The organism is Sphingobacterium lactis, from assembly GCF_051951495.1.
GTDB lineage: Bacteria > Bacteroidota > Bacteroidia > Sphingobacteriales > Sphingobacteriaceae > Sphingobacterium > Sphingobacterium lactis_A.
This window is the reverse complement of sequence record NZ_JBNHAS010000003.1, coordinates 279,594-296,430: the sequence shown is the minus strand read 5'-3', so window position 1 is coordinate 296,430 and position 16,837 is coordinate 279,594. Positions and strand designations below refer to the sequence as shown.

Annotated in this window: 13 protein-coding genes and 1 tRNA gene; 9 read left to right on the top strand and 5 right to left on the bottom strand. The window is 43.6% G+C overall.

Features of this window, described 5'->3' with window-relative positions; translation table 11 throughout:
• Positions 1-81 precede the first annotated feature (81 nt).
• Both ACP6L2_RS13305 and ACP6L2_RS13300 read left to right on the top strand, forming a co-directional pair.
• Positions 82-153 (top strand) — tRNA-Glu (locus tag ACP6L2_RS13305).
• A gap of 249 nt (positions 154-402) precedes the next feature.
• The gene (locus ACP6L2_RS13300; RefSeq protein ID WP_440509837.1) at positions 403-1,713 is read left to right on the top strand and encodes a site-specific integrase; all 1,311 of its coding nucleotides are present in this window, start codon (positions 403-405) and stop codon (positions 1,711-1,713) included.
• A 193-nt stretch (positions 1,714-1,906) separates the two neighbouring features.
• Here ACP6L2_RS13300 and ACP6L2_RS13295 read toward each other — a convergent pair whose 3' ends face one another.
• On the bottom strand, positions 1,907-3,664 hold the full coding sequence (locus ACP6L2_RS13295) for a hypothetical protein (RefSeq protein ID WP_440509836.1): 1,758 nt from the start codon (positions 3,662-3,664) through the stop codon (positions 1,907-1,909).
• Between the two features lie 406 nt (positions 3,665-4,070).
• On the opposite strand from ACP6L2_RS13295, the gene ACP6L2_RS13290 reads away from it, so the two are divergent.
• Positions 4,071-4,415 carry a DNA-directed RNA polymerase subunit alpha C-terminal domain-containing protein gene (locus tag ACP6L2_RS13290; RefSeq protein ID WP_440509835.1) on the top strand — a complete coding sequence of 115 codons (345 nt, stop codon included), beginning with the start codon at positions 4,071-4,073 and terminating at the stop codon, positions 4,413-4,415.
• A gap of 33 nt (positions 4,416-4,448) precedes the next feature.
• Here ACP6L2_RS13290 and ACP6L2_RS13285 read toward each other — a convergent pair whose 3' ends face one another.
• Positions 4,449-5,141, bottom strand: a complete 693-nt coding sequence (locus ACP6L2_RS13285) for an immunoglobulin-like domain-containing protein (RefSeq protein ID WP_440509834.1) — start codon at positions 5,139-5,141, stop codon at positions 4,449-4,451.
• Positions 5,142-5,361: 220 nt separating this feature from the next.
• Here ACP6L2_RS13285 and ACP6L2_RS13280 point away from each other — a divergent pair, with 220 nt between their 5' ends.
• Both ACP6L2_RS13280 and ACP6L2_RS13275 read left to right on the top strand, forming a co-directional pair.
• Positions 5,362-6,546, top strand: a complete 1,185-nt coding sequence (locus ACP6L2_RS13280; RefSeq protein WP_440509833.1) for a helix-turn-helix domain-containing protein — start codon at positions 5,362-5,364, stop codon at positions 6,544-6,546.
• 794 nt (positions 6,547-7,340) lie between these two features.
• A complete protein-coding gene (locus ACP6L2_RS13275) occupies positions 7,341-7,667 on the top strand; it encodes a hypothetical protein (protein WP_440509832.1) in 327 nt (108 codons plus the stop codon).
• Positions 7,668-7,807: 140 nt separating this feature from the next.
• Here the strand turns inward: ACP6L2_RS13275 and ACP6L2_RS13270 are convergent, their stop codons facing one another.
• From ACP6L2_RS13270 to ACP6L2_RS13260, 3 genes are read right to left on the bottom strand one after another with little or no spacing between them, the layout of a single operon-like run.
• Complete coding sequence (locus tag ACP6L2_RS13270; RefSeq protein ID WP_440509831.1) at positions 7,808-9,142, bottom strand: RagB/SusD family nutrient uptake outer membrane protein; 1,335 nt, start codon at positions 9,140-9,142, stop codon at positions 7,808-7,810.
• Positions 9,143-9,147: 5 nt separating this feature from the next.
• Positions 9,148-12,327: a SusC/RagA family TonB-linked outer membrane protein gene (locus ACP6L2_RS13265; protein WP_440509830.1), complete on the bottom strand. Its 3,180-nt coding sequence runs from the start codon at positions 12,325-12,327 to the stop codon at positions 9,148-9,150.
• A complete protein-coding gene (locus tag ACP6L2_RS13260) occupies positions 12,327-13,712 on the bottom strand; it encodes a redoxin domain-containing protein (RefSeq protein WP_440509829.1) in 1,386 nt (461 codons plus the stop codon). The genes ACP6L2_RS13265 and ACP6L2_RS13260 overlap by 1 nt, the downstream gene beginning before the upstream one ends.
• Positions 13,713-14,284: 572 nt before the next feature.
• Between ACP6L2_RS13260 and ACP6L2_RS13255 the strand changes: the two genes are divergently transcribed.
• The 4 genes from ACP6L2_RS13255 to ACP6L2_RS13240 all read left to right on the top strand — a co-directional run bounded on the left by ACP6L2_RS13255 (position 14,285) and on the right by ACP6L2_RS13240 (position 16,832).
• Positions 14,285-14,635 (top strand): hypothetical protein, encoded by a 351-nt coding sequence (locus ACP6L2_RS13255; protein WP_440509828.1) that lies wholly within the window; start codon positions 14,285-14,287, stop codon positions 14,633-14,635.
• A 164-nt stretch (positions 14,636-14,799) separates the two neighbouring features.
• Positions 14,800-15,522 (top strand): hypothetical protein, encoded by a 723-nt coding sequence (locus ACP6L2_RS13250; protein WP_440509827.1) that lies wholly within the window; start codon positions 14,800-14,802, stop codon positions 15,520-15,522.
• Between the two features lie 94 nt (positions 15,523-15,616).
• A complete protein-coding gene (locus tag ACP6L2_RS13245; protein WP_440509826.1) occupies positions 15,617-16,147 on the top strand; it encodes a hypothetical protein in 531 nt (176 codons plus the stop codon).
• Entirely contained in the window at positions 16,131-16,832 is a 702-nt protein-coding gene (locus ACP6L2_RS13240; RefSeq protein ID WP_440509825.1) for a nucleotidyl transferase AbiEii/AbiGii toxin family protein, read from the top strand. The genes ACP6L2_RS13245 and ACP6L2_RS13240 overlap by 17 nt, the downstream gene beginning before the upstream one ends.
• Positions 16,833-16,837 lie beyond the last annotated feature (5 nt).

Genomic DNA, 16,837 nt, shown 5'->3' with positions numbered 1-16,837 from the left:
GCCAATGAGTTATATTTTTGCGGTGCAAAATATTTTGGAGGTATAAATAAAGCTTCTATATTTGCATCACCAAAGCAGAAAGGCCCGTTCGTCTAGGGGTTAGGACGCAAGATTTTCATTCTTGAAACAGGGGTTCGATTCCCCTACGGGCTACACACTTAAAAGTCAAAACACACTAAAACGCTGTAAATTAAATGTTTACAGCGTTTTTTGTTTTGTCGGTATCTACAGATCTTTCAAATTTTCCCAATAAAAAAGTGAGTTATTCGGTGAGTCACTTTCTCACGTCAGACTACTCACTGGAAAGGTTTTAACCTGCTGTTTTACAGCTTGTTCATAAACTAAACATCTTGATTTCGATTGGCTGCAAGGCTAAGTTTGTTTCACTTAAATGATAGTATCATGAGTACAAATTATTCCTTGCTCTTCTACTTGAAGAAACCAAAAAATTATGTAAGCGGCCCCAAGCCGATATACATGCGTATTACCGTGGACGGGATACCGAAGGAGGTGTCCACCGGACGGGAATGCGATCCTACGAAATGGATATCAAAGGCAAACCGCGCCAAGGGAACCAAAGAGGACGTTAAAACGTTGAATACCTATCTGGATACCCTCGAGCACAAAATAGCGGATATCCATCTCCAGATGACCAAAAACGGAGAGGACATTACCGCGGAATCCATCAAACTCAAATATCTCGGAAAGGATATCAAGCGGAAAACACTGCTGGCTGTTTTCTTCGAACATAACGAGCAGATGAAAGCACTTTTGGGAAAAGGCTTTAAGCCCAATACACTGAAGGGTTACAACACTTCCCTTTCCCATATCGAATTGTATCTGACAGAACATCTTAACCTAAAGGATATAGATGTAAGAAAGATGGACCATGGTTTTGTTGCCGGTTATGAATTTTTCCTCCGCTCGGAACTCGGCTGTTCGGAAGTCTCCGCCGCCAAGTATATCAAGCATCTACGGAAGATTGTCAAACTTTGTATAGCGCATAAATGGATTACAGAAGATCCCTTCGCATTCTATAAGAATTCTGCCAAGGCGAAAGAAAAAGAATTTCTTACCGAGCACGAGCTGGAGCGTATAGAACGCAAATTTTTCGCGATTCCCAGACTCGCACATGTGCGTGATATCTTTGTGTTCTGCTGCTATACGGGACTGTCGTATGCCGATGTTAAAAAACTGACCGATAGCGATATTGGGAGAGGTTTCGGAGGCAAATTGTGGATATTTACCAGCCGTGAGAAAACAGAGACCGCGTCGAATATTCCCCTGCTGCCAAAGGCATTGGAAATTCTTTCACGTTATAGTGATTATCCTCCCTGTGTTTCTAAAGGAACGTTGCTTCCGGTACTCAGTAACCAAAAGATGAACAGCTACCTCAAGGAGATTGCCGATCTATGTGTTATCACGAAGAAATTGACCTTCCATATGGCCAGGCATACCTTTGCCACAACAGTTACTCTATCCAATGATGTGCCGATTGAAACCGTATCGAAGATGCTCGGCCATACGGATATTAAGACTACCCAGCATTATGCTAAATTGCTGGATACACGCATAGGACGTGATATGGACAGATTGGAGGCAACACTGGATAACAAAAAACCTAAATATGATACATTAATGCCAAATGTTGGTTTCGGGAAAATGCCGGTTGTTTTGCTACAGCCATGTTTAAAAGGTAGTAAAGCCGGATAATATTAGTTCCCGGTAATGGACGGCCAAAGAGGGTGGGCTTGTTTTGGCTGCTCACCCTTGTGTCATTAACACAACTGTTAAACCACTCGGCCGTGAGGTCCGAAACGAGGTGTAGCCGCCAGCGGCGATAATTACTAAAGGACGAAAATCACTCACCGATATACGAAACTTCATGCGGGATATCATACGCGGATCACTCCTGCATCCTGCTCGCTAATATACATTCGGCAAGTATCATCGCTTTGCCCGCTGATGGGTAGGCAGTGATATCAGCTAAGAGGGATGAGAATTCATCACTGACCGGAACCAATTTTTTTAGGTTGCGTTTCAGTTGACGGCGGAATTTCTCCATGTCACCTCCGAGACGATGAAAGCTCTGCAGGTCATGGTACGCAGGACTCTCTTCCATTTCCCGCAACATCTCCCTGTAATTGCCCCTGTCAGAACGAAGGGCAACGATCAGCCACCGGAGTCTATTGTCGTCCTGCCCCCCGATATAATCCGGATCACCGGCAAGATTTTCGGCTTCTATCTGTAACAGCGTCAGTAGATCATTTTCCTGGTAAGCGGAATCCAGCTCACGTACGATATCGCTCCGACGTATCTCTCCCTCTTTTCCAAAATCCAGCGTATCGCAGAAGTGATCCATCAGCCTTTGGTAAAGCTCAACGACCTCTTTCGGTCTGTCATTTGCAGTCTCTCCTTTTATCTCGGACATACTCTTAAATCCAAAGGCTTCCCTTATCTGTTCCAGGAGCAGGTTTCCGCTCCGCGGTGTTCCGTCCATCGGAGTCAGCTTCGGAGCGTCCGGTGGAAGGAAAAGTGATAACAGGTCGGTCATCATATCAGCCCCCATCGGACCGGAGACATATGGCCTGCCCGACCATTCTACATAAAAATCCATCTCTTCCATAGCAGGCAAACGCAGTCCGAAAGCACTTTCGCAGGAACTTACGATGGCCTGTTTCAGGAGCTTCCTGTTTTTGGCAGTTATCTCTTTACTTTTGTACCAACCGGCAAGAAGATATGCTGCCTTCATGTACTGCGTCCCCAGTTTTTCGAAGGGAAGCCTGCGGACCGTTTCGGCGATTCCCTTTACCTCACTGTCAAGCTCACGCTCCCTCCTGACAGTCTGTTTCAGCCTGTCCGTTTCAGTCAGCAGTGTCCCAAGTTCCTCCAGCAGTCCGTTCCTGTCCGCTCCTTCCAGTTCAGACAATATTTCCTGCTCGGGCGGAGATGGTTCGTAACGCCTATCGCCTGCTCTGTCTTTTTCGGACAGTCCTTCTTCCTCCTTATCCGGTCGGGGCTCTACCTCTACCTTTTCGCCGAGGCACATCAGCAACAGGCAGTCACAGAGATAATGAAAACGCTCTACCGAGGTGCTCTTTGTGTCGATTTCTTCCAGCATGCTCCAGAGAAAACTATCCAGTTCACCTGAACTGCTGAACACATACTGGTCAATGGGGCCGTTTCTTTCGGTCAGTGACTGATCGATGATGTCCATCACCGTATTTCTATCGGCAAGATGGGAAAGGCATTCCGGGCGGAAGTAAAGCTCGACCAGCGTATGCTCGTCTTCCATCAGCCGGTTCTCGGTAATGCGGTCCCCCTGCCAGAAGATGCGATTGTCCATAAAGTCCAGCTGCAAATGTGTTTTCTCTCCCTGGTAGCCGAAAGCCGCGCCCTTACCTACATGTATGCGCAGGCAGATGGCCGGCTCGGAAGGTTCGGTGATGAACGTTACAGACTGGGTAACCCGGTACTGCCTGTAGCAGAACAGCCTGCCGATCCCGGCAGCACTCAGTGATCTTGTCTGCCAGCCCTTTCCGGCATCGCTAAGTTTGCCTATATGCACGCTGCCTCCCGGACCAGGCTCGGGAAAATGAAAGGTTATCGGGGAACGTTGTTTTCCTTTCTCTCCGTGGTAAATTGATAGGACGGTCTTTTTCATATCCCGGGATATTTTAGGTCTACATATTCAATCGCACCTTAAAGCTAACCAATAAAAAAGGGACGCGGAAATATTTAACCAACCAAAAACCTGAAAACGGTCACATATTTATTGCTTTAAATAAATCTTGATGGAAGCATGGTCTGTATCTTTATCAGTAGAAGTATAAACAAAAAAGAGTCCGGCCAATCCTAAGGTACGTTAGGTTTTGACAGCCTGAACTATTGTTCGTGGTGTTCAAAAGGTATTTCGTGGTAATAATTTCCCATTTCGTCGAAAAAAGTTTGCTAACTGAAAAAAAATAATGATGTTGGTTCTGTTCTATCTCAACGAGAGATCGATGGACAAGATTAAAAGGCTTTAATACAGTTGAAAGCACTTTTAACGGGGGATACAACAAAGCAAAATGAAAGAACTGGAAATAGAAGTAATCCTCGACGGAAGAAAAATGAGGCTTGATCTCGGCGCTATGGACTATGCCTCGCTCTACAGGCTGTCCATGAAGCTACGAAGTCTGTTGGACGATGATGAGTTCGTGCTTTCCAGCATAATGGACGCTGATCTGAGGCATCTGGATGAAGAACTGGGAAAACGCGTAATAAATATCCTCTATAGGAACCGTATCACTACAGTTGCGGCCCTGCTGGCAAGTTCACATAAAGATCTAGCTTCCATTGAAGGACTGGGAAGAAAAGGCCTTTCCGACATCGGGAACTTTATCAGAAATGTAAACCGTAAGGTCGGACAGTAAAACTTTTCCGGAACCGAGGTGGTCATGCCATTTTTATTCCATTTCAAATTCAGCGGAGACTTCCTTTTCCCGGTTTCGTCCTGAATGTTGGAGAATACGGTACCCCTTGCTCACCCGGTACTTTCCCGGACGGTAGGTGTGCCGGTCGGGAAACAACAATATGGGGAAGTCCCTTGCGATAAAGGGATTTAATATATATCCGATATCCACCCACCCTACGTTTTTTGGTGGGGAAACCTTAGTCCATTTTCCGTTATCCAGAAACTCTACGCTATAATTGAGTCCGGTCAGTAATGTGTCCGATGAATAGTTGTACATTCTTACAGAGATCTTTTCTTCTACCGCCGGAGCCTTTCCAGCCATTGTAAGCACCGAAAGGGTTACTTTTCCCCGCATAAGGGAATCTTTTTCCAGAACGGCCGTTTTCAGCAGTGTATCCTGCATGACGTCTGTGGAAATAAGCATCGGTATATCTTCGTTCTGCTTTGCTTTTGGTTCCGCTCTTTGGGGCAAGGTATCCCTCATTTTATTCCGGTCAGGGCCATGAACCATACTATCCACGGCCACCGTATCTTCGGTCTTGGAACGTTCGGTCTGGATCGGTGAAACAGGTACGGACTCCATCCGGTCATTCGATCTGTCGGCAGTCTGCTGGCATCCGTAGACGAAAATAAGGAACAGGTACAGGCCTGGATAACGTTTAAAGAGGATTGTTTTTAATTCCATATCGGCATCATATTTCGCTATACGCAGAATACGTATATCCCTAAAGTTACGAAAGAGCCCCTGTATTTCCATATATTACCAAAAAACTACTGCGCTTAGAGGATGTGCACTTCTGCCTGGGTATAAGAGGTTTATCGCCAGAAGTAAAAAAGCTAACCTACCAAAAACCCAAAACGGTCACATATTTATTGCTGTAGGCAGGCCTTGGCGGGGGTGCGGTTTGTATCTTTATGCTTTAGGTGAAGAATGGAAAACCGTCGGTCTGCTTGTCGAGGAGCAGCGAAATTTTGATGGCATGAATCCCTTTTGGGGAACCTCCAAATATATTGTTCGTGGTGTCCGATTGGGTGTTGGTGGTGGTAAAACACCATTTGGTCGAAAATATTTGTCAAAAACGGCCACTGTCTGTAAATTATGTGCGTTCCTTTACGGTTTTCTAACCTGCCCCGATATGAGGAGGACAGTTACATATCAGTTCCGGTCACATGCTGTGGTGACCGACATCACCGGAAATATCCCCGGATGGTGCGGTAACCGATTGGCCTATGGACGGGCCGAGCGTATCAGCATTAAAGAAGGAACAATTATCAGCCAGTACTACAGCCATTTCCTTTTCTTCATAGAGGTGATAGATGTAGATTTACAAACCGACTTGATAGCGGATTATACAGTGCTGGAAACAAGCCTCTTCCTGTTTATGATGCTGGACGGTGAGATCGCCTTCGAAGTCCCCGTCATCGGCAGGGTTGCCGGAGCTTCCGGGAATACCTGTTACGCCACCTACAACAGCAAAGGAAAATTCTCATACTGCCTACCGGCAGGTAGGCACCGGTTCTGTTATGTCGTTCCGCGGGCAGAGTGGGTCGCGAAGAATATTGGTCACCTTCCGCGGTTGGAGCCCTTTTTGGAAAGCATGCAGAAAGGCGATGATCTTCTTGGCCATATGCCGGCCTGCCGGATCGATGAGGGAATGCATGTAAAACTGGGAAAATTGTTCGGGCTTAAGGAGGGAAAGGGGAACGATCTGGAAAGCCTCCTGTTAAGGGATGTTAAGCGGATCATCATCTATTATCACCGGCTACTGGATAGGTTGCTCGGCCAACGAGTTTACCTTATAAGGGATTATCTGGAAAAAAACTATGCCGATCCTCTATTGGGGATTGGTACACTTGGGAAAGTCTTCCATGTCACCAAGAAAACACTGATTGAAACCTTTCGGAATGAATTTGGCACAACACCTTATGACTATCTTATACAGGTTCGCATGCACCAAGCCAGAAGGCTACTGAAAGAAGAAGCGATACCTCCTAAGGAAGTTTGCTCCCACGTTGGTTACCGCGATTTTAGGAGCTTTGGGATCCAGTTCAAGAAAACATTCGGATTTCCGCCCTCAGAATGCTGTTAAAGCCTCTTTCAGATTATAAATTTGGTTTCTCCCCGCTGTTCATGCGAAAAAAAGTAACATTTTAGCACCCATTTTATAGAAAAAATGGGTGAATTTCGTGCCTTTTTTTCTACCTGTCCATTAATAGAAATAACGAATTTTATCGATGTAGATGTTACCCTTTAGGTAGCACAAAGAAATTTCAAGGGAATGTAGCAGGGGAGCACCCTACTTTCATACCGTGGTTCCCCCGCGGGCAAAAGCAACCGGAGCTAAGGAGAAGATGCCCCGAAAATGATCGTCTTCTCCTGTGCGCAAACCGTTGGGTGCTGGTAAGTTTTAAAGCGGACCGGTTGGAAGGGACGCCGGCACGGCGATAAGGTGCCAACGCAAATAAAACAATTTGGGCCGGTGGATGACTAGGTCACCCGCTGCCAAAAGGTTGGTAAACGGATAAAAAAATGGATGCGATGAACAGTAAAGACACGGCGAAAAGAAAAAAGACAGATTTCTTCCTAAAAATGGGGGGACTGTACCGGTCTGCACAGACTAAGCTGTATGCGCTGTTCCTGCGGATGCCCATACCCGTTCCGTTTATACCAAAAGTTATCAAACTGGAAAGACCGTTTTGTCGGACTGCCTTAGCCCGGAAGAGAGTTGTTAACAGGTTCTATTATCCGTGTAGGTTCGCCCTCTTTAGGCGTAGCTTGGCCTTTTGGTTTCAAGGAAGCTGATCGGTCGTCTGACAGTAATTTTTAATGGTACTATTACAGTGCCAACAACAATATCATTACAAAAAACTAAATAACAATATCATGAAAAAAATCATGACACTGATTGCAGTGATACTAGGTATCACCGTAGCAGCGGGGGCTGTAGCTAAGGCTCTCGAAAACAAAGAAGAACCCGCAAAAAAAATTGTGGCAACTGCCTGGGAACTGACGTCACCGACAGCAGATCCAACCCTAGAAGACAGTTATCAGCCATTCACTGGCAACCCTGAGGAATTATGCACGGGAAGCGATGAGGTGTGTGCAGTAATGGCCGAAGACCGTGGAGATGGCCATCCCGAATTAACACAGGATCTCATCGAGCAGATCAACAAGGAGAGACCTGCGGAGGATGTATACTTTAAGGATTGATCGGCATGATCAATTGTTATGTTCAATAACTCGAAGAAACAACCAATTACTGAACTTTAAATACTGATAGATCATATCCTAGCAATTGGGATATGATCTATTGTTTTTAAATAATCTTAGAGTCAGCTTTTTAGATGTGCTTAACGCGTTATTTCTTTACCAACTTCAACTGGGAGTTTAAAAGGACTATCATTTTTCTGGAGATCAATTTGGTAGTTCTTTTCTCCCACCTGTCGGGTAATAATAAAAGGGTCATCGCTTTCGGCAGCGTAACGTTTTAGATCCATCCACCTGATGCCACCCTTGAAACAAAGCTCTTTCAGTCTTTCCCTTTTGATCAGGGTCAAAGCATCGATTTCGTTGAGACCAAAATAACCGGTAAACGAATTTTCTGTATACCTTTTCTCCAAGAGCCCGTTAAGTACATCTAGACCTTCATTTATCTTGCCTGATCTGACCAATGACTCTGAACAGTTTAAAAATAGTTCTCCCGAGGTCAATCCGCCAAACAATGTAGCATTGTTCGTGCCCGTATAACTCCCTTTAAAGGTAAGTTTATCTCCCGAATCTGTAAAAAATAAAAACTTTCTGAGATCGTCTTCCTCATATAAGTCAACAAGTTCCTCTGGTACATTGGCAACAGATGGAGAAAAAATACTTTCGTTTCCAGATACAGTAGAATAGAAAATAGTCTCTGCGTTGAACCGCTCAAAGGGTATCTGGGAATTTGGAGAAAGATCATTGAAATCCAGCAGCACAACATCGTCCTTGAGAGCCTCCCCAGCATAGAAAGAGGCCTTTTCCCAATCACCTAAGCTAAGATAAAATCTGCTGAACAGGGTCATGGCGGCCAAACGGGAAGGTCTTGTCCTGATCTCCTGCCGCTGGGGCAACAGTTCCACGGCAGTCTGTAGATCAGATTCGATGAAACTGTAAAGGTCTCCTACTGTTGAGAAAACAATATCCTCCCCGATATCGGGCGTCTTTTTAATCGGAATGGTCGCCTCGCTTTCGTTCATCCCTTTTTTGAACTGGGGTGAGAAAACAATAGCAAGCTGAAAATAGGTCATTGCCCGCAAAAAAGCCGCATTTCCCTTTATTCTCCTCCGATCATTTTCGGACATACTCCCAAGCGATACTTTATCTATGTTGTCGAGAACAAGATTAAAGTAGAATATCTGGGACATGGAAAAAGTCCAGGTATTGTTCGTCAGGGCATCTTCGTTCCAACTATAGAGCAGCCTGGCGTTTTCACTTCTGGAATTGAAATTCTGTTCGGATAGATAGTAGTAATCCGAGGCGATATCGCCAATAGAAGGGAGGTAGCCGTTTATATTGCTTTCGTCGTTAAGAAGAGCCTGCAGATCATCAAGCGTTTCCGGCTCTTTCCAAGAGATATCCGCTTTTTCATCCAAAAAATCGTTGCAGGAAAATAGGAACAGTACTATTATATAGATCAAATTTTTCATCATCATTCTAATTATAATTTCCAATTGATACCAACACTATAGGAGCGGGATGGCGGCATGAGCGAATAATCGGGATCGGTAATCCTATCGCTTGCCTTCCAGAGTACCCCGATATTGTTTACCACGGCCGTGACCTTCAACCCGCTCCATTTACCGTTTGGAAACGGGCTGTACCCAAGCCTTACGTGCTGGAGCCTCAGTACGTCCCCCTTCTCAACGTTTATTTCTGCGTTCTGATAAAATAGGTCACTCGCGGAATTTGCGGGATAGATAAACGCAGGGACATCTGTCCGGTTTTCATCACCAGCCTGTTGCCAACGTTCATAATATTCACCGTGCAGGATACTGCCCCCGTTGACCATGGACGAATAATTCATAACAGGCCGTCTGAGAACATGTCCGAGGCGCCACGTCAATAACAGTGATACGTCAAAAGATTTCCATCTAAGATCTTGGGTGAACCCGCCAAAGGACCGGGGCACGGCCGTACCCATATATTTCAGTTCATCCAGCTCGCTCTGCTGGCGGATAGCACTATAATCTGTCGAAAGCTCACCGTTCAGGAAACCCTGCGGGCTACCATTTTCAGCGTTCAGTCCTGCCCATCTGTAGGCAAATACACTATAGGCCGGAAAATTTTCTACAGGTATCAATGATGTAGTGCCTCCCAGAACGTCAGAATCACGGCTCCTTACATAATAGTAGGATCTGATTTTTGACGAGTTGAAAGTGTGGTTGATGCTAGACCTCATAAAAACATCCGCTATCCTGTAGTCTCCATTGATGGTTATCTCCAGTCCCTTGTTCTGCATCTTGGCACTGTTTTTTGTTAAACTGCTGAATCCTATCGTTGGGTCGGAAGATACCAGTGCAAACAGGTCGCTGCTTTCCTTTATGTAGCCTTCCAGAGAGATTGATAGGGGTGAGTTTTTAAATCCGATATCCAATCCGATATTTGCCGTAGATACTGTTTCCCACCGAAGATTTTCATCCGGGGGATTTCTGACCCGCGCATACTGTAGCCTGTTAAGGGTGCTCCTGATACTATTGTAAGCAATAACGGTACGTCCCGTCAGATCGGGATTGATATTTCCGCTTCTCCCATAGGTCATTCTCAACCGCAGGCTCTGAAATCTGTCCAGAAAATCCCAATCCTCCCTATGTATGGACCATGCTCCTCCCACAGACCATAGCGGGTTCCATCTCTGGGAAGTACGGACGCCGAAAAGGTTAGAGGCATCCCGGCGGGCACTAAAGCTAACGCTGTACCGGTCAATGAAAGTTAGGTCTGTATTGAGATAAAAGGAAAGGAATCTTGTCCGTGTCCCGTACAGCGCATCTGAAAACGGAATTCTGCTTGCCCCGGATAGGCCGGCGATGATCGGAAAGACCGATATATAATCGAGTGCGGGCAGGTTATTGAACTCGCGCTCATATCCATATGTCCGAAAGTTCTCCCCGTCACTCTTTATTGCCCGGCTTTCGTTGCCGAGTATCATTCTCAGTTGGGCGAAGTCTCCTATCCGTTGGTCAACATCTAACTGGAGACGCAGGGAATGATTTTCGCTCAGCGTGTTACGTCCATCTCTTATACCCGCATTTGGGATAATATAGGTTACCTCTCCATTCTCTATCTGAGAGAATCGGTTGATCAGATCTCTTGCGTAAAAGGTCTTCTGGTCATATATACCCTGCTGTTTGTTCTCCTGCCGCCCGTATTGGTATCTGGCCGAAACTTTCACACCTTGCCATAATCTATAGGAAATATCACTGGTTACCAACACTTCGGTATTGCGGGAGGTATTGTCTGCAGCATCGATTTCCTGAAGGGGGCGAAAAGACCAATCAAGCAGGTGGTCTGTATATAAGGTATCTAGAAAAGCTTTACGGTATTGGTAAGGTATAGTGCCATAATTGCCGTCCGAATCCAGTAGTTCCATATACGGGTACATCGAGATATTCGAATTTAACATATCCATTCCCTGATTATTATTGGCTGTTTTCATCTGTGCCATCTGCATGGCTACCGAGAGGTTCAGTTTAGGGGTCGGGTTTATTTCAAATTGGTTTCTGAGGCTTATCCGCTCGGTCCCGTTCTGACGGAGCACGGTACTGTTCCTATCGTATCCAAGGCTAAAATAATTGGAAGCGATATCGCCACCCCATGATATGTTTGCTGATGTCTGCTGCTTTACCATGTTTCTATAGACATGGTCGGTCAATTGATCGTAGATATCAACTTGCTCCAGCCTGCCAAGTTCCGTCTCTAGATCGTTATCGGTAATATTCCCCTGCCCATGTTGGTACAGCAGTTCAACGACCGGGGTAATAGCAGGTCTGTTGGTGGTATTGTTGAGAAATGTGGTATATCTACCATTTTCGTAGAGGAATTTCTCTAGTTCGATATAATCACTGCTGCTTATTCTGGGGACTGACTTAATCCGGGGCTGTTCCGTCAATGTGGTAAGCGTATTAACTTCAACTTTGAGTTTGCTTCTCCGGCTTCCTGCTTTCGTTGTGACCACCACAACGCCATTCCCTGCGCGCACTCCCCATATGGCGGAGGCAGATGCATCCTTTAATATAGAGATATTCTCGATATCATTGGGATTGATCGCATTCAGATCGCCCTCATATGGAAAGCCGTCAAGGACGATCAGTGGACGGCTCATAGAGACGCCACCTAATGTACTCAATCCCCGTACGGTAAACATATTGTTCTGTTCATTCCCGTTAGCGGGTCTGTTGAGCAAAAGGCCGCTGGAAAAGCCGTCCATCCGGCTTAAAAAATCCTCCTGGGGCAAATTCGCAATCTGTTCCCCGGAGACACTTACATAAGAGCCTGTACTGGTGCTTTTGTCAAATGTTTGGTAACCTGTCGAAACAACTATCTCTTCAAGCTCCAGTTCCGAACGCGATAGAAGGATTACCGAATTATCTTCGGAAATATCTCTTGTTATCGTTTGATAACCTATATGATTGAATATAATCTGTTTCATACCAGCTTTGCTTTCAAAACTGAACTTCCCTCTTCCATCTGTTTTGGTACTCAATTGTCCATAGTTTAGGGTAACTCCCGGAAGCGGGCTCCGTGATAGGCTGTCGAGAACCTCTCCCTCTATCAATCTTGACTGGCAGAGTCCCAATGCTGACCAAAAGGACAATATGAGAAATACTGTTATCTTTTCCATTATATTATTCCGTTTAAGGATACCACCAATTGTTCTTCACATATGTCCTCTATTTTTTTTGACCATCCTTGTTCAAGGAGTGATTCCTCTAGCATTCCGGGAGCCGTTTTACTGAGTTCCTCAGGGAGATGTACGAGTTCCTCAGACTGATGTTCTTGAAATACCACCGAAAGGCGACCGGGAATCTGGTTCAGTACAAAGGCGATTTCTCTGATGCTATATCGAAATTCTGTGTCGGGCTGTGCGGTTTCCCGATCTTTAACGAACCTTACTACTTTAGAAGGAACTTTTTCGATACGACAGTCTATATTCCTATAGGAAGACAAGTCTTTTTTCAGGTCTGAAATAACGTCGGAATAAGTTCGTATTTGTGGATAATCGCTTTCGTAGCTGAGCTTTACGGTTTTTAATAAATCCCATTCGGCTGTTTCAATTTGACGGATCTCATGCATGCCTTCAACAAGGACTTTATTTGGATTTCTTAAAAATATTTTGCCCTGTCCCGTTGCCAATGCGATAATAGATATTAAAGGGTAGTTGGCAATTTGGAGTCTGGACCCTCCGGTTGGAGATTCTGGTTCCCAGAGGACGCCGGGGACTATTCCGTCCATACCTTGTAGAAAAATCGAAAAACCAGCAGACTTTTTTCTGCTAGTGTCGAGGGAGGCGAGAGCCAATAGATCTTCTTTACTATGCCTAAGTTCAATCTTTGGGATCAATGTTGCTGAGATTCCAGCGACCATATCCCCTAGATTTTTCGTAGATACCAGATGTGGGAGCGTAAAGGATTTTACCTTTCCCTGGTAGATTATTACCGTATGCGGAATACTGTTTCTTTCAAAGCTTTTATCAATAGTACTTCCTCTTTTGTATATGTAAAATTTGGACTTTTGGAAAGCAAGGTTATTTGCTAAGAAATTTTCAATTTTAATTTTGGGTTCATCAGACAAAGGGATAACCTTGCAATTGATGCTATCTTCTAACGCTAAAAGGTGGGGTAGCTCTTTTATACATGGAGCGCACCACGTCGCCCAAAAATCCAAGATAATAAGCTTCTTGTCCCGATAATCATTTAGTGTTATCGTATCCTTACCGTCAGGATGGTTCACAACTTGCAATGGCATGTGCCAAAGTTCATCTGGAATGGTGTCGCCAGTTTGTAAAGGTGTAATATCTTTTAGCCCAGCATCAGTCCCAAGATACAGTTGGGACTGTGCTTGGGTTGCACTAAACAATACGAAACAAAAAATTGTCAATAAAAGGTGCCTGCCGAGTATTACCAGTCTATGCCCTTTACCGGCAGGCTTGAAAATACGTTTATGTAGGGGTGCGAGGTATATTGTACAGGCATGCAGACGCCCTATGTAGCTGTAAAATAGCTTCATTTGTAAATAGGTTTATAACATTCATAAACTTGTTCTTTAAAAAAAAGACCTATAGAATTGGGCGCCCATCCTGTTAGGTAGGTGAAAGCCATAATATGGCCATACCGATTCTAAGTTGGCGGCACGATAAGATTTTTAAGATGTTGTTTTTTTAGATTCATATTTGCTCTATTTCAATCAAAATAAAGCGAGGAGAAAAGAAAAACGGCATAGTCCTCTACTCGCCCCCTCCCCAGCCAGGTTCGGAAAGACGAGTGAGCTACCTATGCCGCGATCCCAAATATATTGATAAATATAATTGCACGACAATAGGAGCGCCACTCGCTGCATCCTATTTCCTAATTTTGGCTGGGGAGAGTCGGATGCATTAAATATTGCTACCACCTAGAAATTAATCTAGCATTGACTAATTATCAGTTATTTAAATAATAGCATTTCTATAATAATTTATACTAGTTCAACGATCCAAATATATAGAAAATATTTTTAACCTCCAAATTTAGGAGTTTCATAGCCTTTATTTGGGGGTTTTACATAATGTAAACTTACAATTTCCTCAGCTACTTTGTAGTATGGAAGAAACGATCGGAAAACACATTCAGAAATTTTTAAGATATAAAGGTATTTCGAACAAAGATGCAGGAGAGTCTATTGGTTTATCTGAATCTGCCTTTGAAAAATTGTTAACCAAAGATGATATTTTAATAAGCCGGTTATTTAAGCTATCTCAATTTTCTGAAAAGAATTTTCTCCAATATTATTATGAAAAAGAACCTCTAGAATCATTCCGGAAAGAAGAATTTAGGGAACTACAACAAAAACTTGAACACGCCGAAATAGTTATTGCCAAGAACGACTTAATTATCGAAACTCAATCCAAGTACATAAAAGAATTAGAAGCAAAGCTAAAAGGAAAGAAATAGATTGTATCTAGCAGAAATTGAGTTTGTCTCGTTTTCTTTGTATACCAACTGGCTGAAAAAGCAAAATCATTCGTCTTTTTTAAGAGTATATTTAATCTCACAATTATATCCACATAATTTATTATGTGTCTTGGGTGAACGTATTGTAATTTAAGCTAAACGTTATGAAGCATATAAAAAAGAAGTATCTATATGAATTTTCTCCTAGCGACGGATTCGATAAGAGCAAAATCGTAAACGGAGTTAGATTTATAGCCTCCCTTAATGGCAAATTTATTAGAGCTTTCTCTGAAAAACTACGGGTAAATGGCGAAGAAGTACTGCTTGATTTACCTATTCCAGATCTGACTCTGATTTATTATAATATGGCGTATCTGTATGGCAAAAAGAGAGAATCTTTAAAGAGTAATTTAGGCGAAAAATTAAACTCAATAGATCTTGAGGATGAAGATGTTAGCAAGGAACTGTATAGCTACTTCGGTATTTCCGTTAGTTGCATTATTTTAGCCTTCACATCTTTGGAGTCGTTTATGAACGCAATCTTACCAGATGACAAAACTTACGAAAGAAAAAAAAGCACCGGTGTAGAAGTGTATGATAAAGAGAATATACAGCGTTGGTTGGGCTTTAAGGAGAAAATTAATAATGTTTTACCTGCTCTCTTGAGGAAGAGGATGGGGAATATACCTGACATGATATGGAAACTTAAAGAATTGCGAGATAATATAATCCATACAAAGTCCAATATAGGTTTTTCAATAGAAGAAAAGCTGATGAACGATATTTTAGACTTTGATTTTGAACGGAGCTTATCCGATATTAGGGTGTTTATGAATTTTTATAAACCGGATTACATCGAAGATTGTGAATGCGGAGGGGACTTTTAGACCTCTTTTATATATTATTTAATAGCAAATTATCAATCTCTTATTTTGTATTTTGCGATTTGCAAATTGCAAAATAAAGCTTTACCTTTATGTTATGAGACGCAAACACAACGGCATGAGACCGCAGGATATCGTTGTCCTAATAAAGATCTTGACAATGTACAATGAAAGTTGGCAATTAAAAGATTTAGCAAATTCTCTATACATCAGTAATTCAGAAGTATCGGAATCGTTAGAAAGAAGTGTTTACGCTGGTCTGATTGATTTTGGAAAACGGAAAGTTCACCGTGGGAACCTGTTAGATTTCCTTATCTACGGAATGAAATATGTATTTCCGGTACAGCCCGGAATATTGGCAAGAGGTTTGCCAACGGCACATTCACATCCTTTCTTACAGACATTTATCAGCAGTGATCAGGCTTATGTTTGGCCTTCCCCATCTGGCAGTATATTAGGGCAGGCGATAGAACCTTTCTACGCTAACCAGGTCAAGGCGGCACAGGGAGACGATGAGTTATATCGGCTGCTTGCTTTACTGGATGTGATAAGGGTGGGTAAGCTTCGTGAGAAAAACATTGCTGAAAAAGAATTAAAAGAAATATTATCCCATGTCAAATCATACTAACATTGTACGGATCAAGGCTGTGAACAATGCCTTGCAGGAGTTACGCGATCAGGTGGTTTTCGTGGGAGGAGCAACAATATCCCTATATGCCGACCGACCGGTTCTTGAAGTCAGACCGACCGACGATATTGATGTCATTATCGAGATCCTTAATTACAAACAGCGTCAACAGCTGGAAGAACGGCTGAGAGAAATAGGTTTTTCAAATGACGTCGAATCGGGAGTAATCTGTCGGTTTAAGATTAAAGGTATTGTCGTTGACATCATGCCTACAGACGATCCATCCATAGGATTTAACAATAAATGGTATCCGAAGGGGTACGAGCATGCCGAATTTTATACACTTGATGATGGCCAGACAATCCGGATTCTGACCACACCCTATTTTCTCGCGACGAAGTTAGAAGCCTTTAAAGGGCGAGGAGGTGGAGACGGCCGATTGAGCCATGATTTCGAGGACATTGTTTTTGTACTGGAAAACCGGGAGGGGCTATGGAAAGAACTGGAAACTTGTGATGATGGGGTAAAAGCATATCTGGTCGCTGAATTTTCAGTACTCATGGACAATCCTCATATCTACGAATGGATAGATAGCCATGTGGAGCGTGGGAATATCCCCCCACAGACTTTTGCCATAATAGAAAATATAAAAAACTGGCTAGTGGAGACTAGAGGAACTATTTAAAGAAC

Bases quoted from the DNA above. Each gene is read 5' to 3' on its own strand.
- ACP6L2_RS13275 (WP_440509832.1), top strand. From the start codon at position 7,341: ATGAAAAAAATCATGACACTGATTGCAGTGATACTAGGTATCACCGTA.
- ACP6L2_RS13250 (WP_440509827.1), top strand. From the start codon at position 14,800: ATGAAGCATATAAAAAAGAAGTATCTATATGAATTTTCTCCTAGCGAC.
- ACP6L2_RS13260 (WP_440509829.1), bottom strand. From the start codon at position 13,712: ATGAAGCTATTTTACAGCTACATAGGGCGTCTGCATGCCTGTACAATA.
- ACP6L2_RS13285 (WP_440509834.1), bottom strand. From the start codon at position 5,141: ATGGAATTAAAAACAATCCTCTTTAAACGTTATCCAGGCCTGTACCTG.
- ACP6L2_RS13290 (WP_440509835.1), top strand. From the start codon at position 4,071: ATGAAAGAACTGGAAATAGAAGTAATCCTCGACGGAAGAAAAATGAGG.
- ACP6L2_RS13270 (WP_440509831.1), bottom strand. From the start codon at position 9,142: ATGATGATGAAAAATTTGATCTATATAATAGTACTGTTCCTATTTTCC.
- ACP6L2_RS13300 (WP_440509837.1), top strand. From the start codon at position 403: ATGAGTACAAATTATTCCTTGCTCTTCTACTTGAAGAAACCAAAAAAT.
- ACP6L2_RS13240 (WP_440509825.1), top strand. From the start codon at position 16,131: ATGTCAAATCATACTAACATTGTACGGATCAAGGCTGTGAACAATGCC.
- ACP6L2_RS13265 (WP_440509830.1), bottom strand. From the start codon at position 12,327: ATGGAAAAGATAACAGTATTTCTCATATTGTCCTTTTGGTCAGCATTG.
- ACP6L2_RS13295 (WP_440509836.1), bottom strand. From the start codon at position 3,664: ATGAAAAAGACCGTCCTATCAATTTACCACGGAGAGAAAGGAAAACAA.
- ACP6L2_RS13255 (WP_440509828.1), top strand. From the start codon at position 14,285: ATGGAAGAAACGATCGGAAAACACATTCAGAAATTTTTAAGATATAAA.
- ACP6L2_RS13245 (WP_440509826.1), top strand. From the start codon at position 15,617: ATGAGACGCAAACACAACGGCATGAGACCGCAGGATATCGTTGTCCTA.